1 pseudogene is annotated in these 1,202 nt (G+C 61.6%); it reads right to left on the reverse strand.

The window, feature by feature from the left end:
* Positions 1–1,202: pseudogene (locus tag GK091_RS29285) on the reverse strand (hypothetical protein); the annotation flags it as partial.

Below are 1,202 nucleotides of genomic sequence, written 5' to 3' on the forward strand. Positions count from 1 at the left end.
GCGTACCGGTCTGCACCGCGCTGATACGGATGCGGGGGTTGTCCGAGTAGAGCTGGATGGTGTAGGGTCCTGGCTCGGTGGTAGGCAGCAGCTCGTTAACCACGCGAAAGGCAACGAGTTGGCCGGTTAATCCACTGTAGCGGGGCGTGAAGCTGATGCTGTAGCGGTTGGGCAGGACGGGGGTACAGTTGAGGGTAGTCACGGCCGTGATGGCGAAGGGGGCTTCCATGATCGGTGCACTCGTCAAACTAAGTACCACCGAGGCCGTAGCCGAACAGCCATTGGCCCCCGTGACGCTAAGGGAGTAGGGACCAGCCACACTCACCGCAATACTGGCTGTCGTCTCGCCGGTGCTCCAGCGGAAGCCGACGGGCGCCGTACTTCCGGAAGCTGAAGCGGTCAGGCTAGCCGACTGGCCCTGGGCGATGGTCAGCGATGGGTTCGCTGCGATACTGGCGGTAGGCACCTGCTGATCCTGACCGATAACCACATGGGTACTAGCCGCACAGCCATTACCACTGGTGAGGGTCACTGAATAGGTTCCGGCTGCACGCACCAGGATACTGGGCGTCGTCTCGCCCGTGCTCCAGCGTACCGAGCCATTACCCATCGCTGTCAAACTCACCGTTGGACTGGCGCAGGTAAGCGTCGCGCTGCCGGGAGTGATGGAGACAATAGGTCTATTCTGGTCAGCTTCTACGGCGGTTTGAGCCACACCGCTACAGCCGTTGGCTGACACCACTGTCACCGAGTAGATACCCGACGCCGTTACGACTGCCTGATTCGTGTTACCGATCTGGGCCGCCCCACTGCTGAAGACGTAGCTTTGTGCATCTGGACTAGCGGTTAAGGTGACACTCGTCACCGCGCAACTGAGCGTTCCACTGCTCACCAGACTAGCCACCGGAGCGGTGTTGTCCTGACCCACACTCGTACTGGCGACCGCTGAACAGCCGTTGGCCGAGAGCACCGTCACCGAGTACAAACCGCTGGTGCTCACCACCGCCTGATTGGACGAGCCAAGCTGGTTGGCGCCCCCACCGAAACGGTAACTCTGCCCACCGGCACTGGCCGTCAAGGTAACCGAAGTCACCGCGCAACTGAGCGTACCGCTGCTCACCAGACTCGCCACCGGGGCGGTGTTGTCCTGACCTACACTCGTACTGGCCACCGCTGAACAGCCGTTGGCTGAGAGCACCGTT

The sequence above is a fragment of the Spirosoma agri genome, from assembly GCF_010747415.1.
Lineage (GTDB): Bacteria > Bacteroidota > Bacteroidia > Cytophagales > Spirosomataceae > Spirosoma > Spirosoma agri.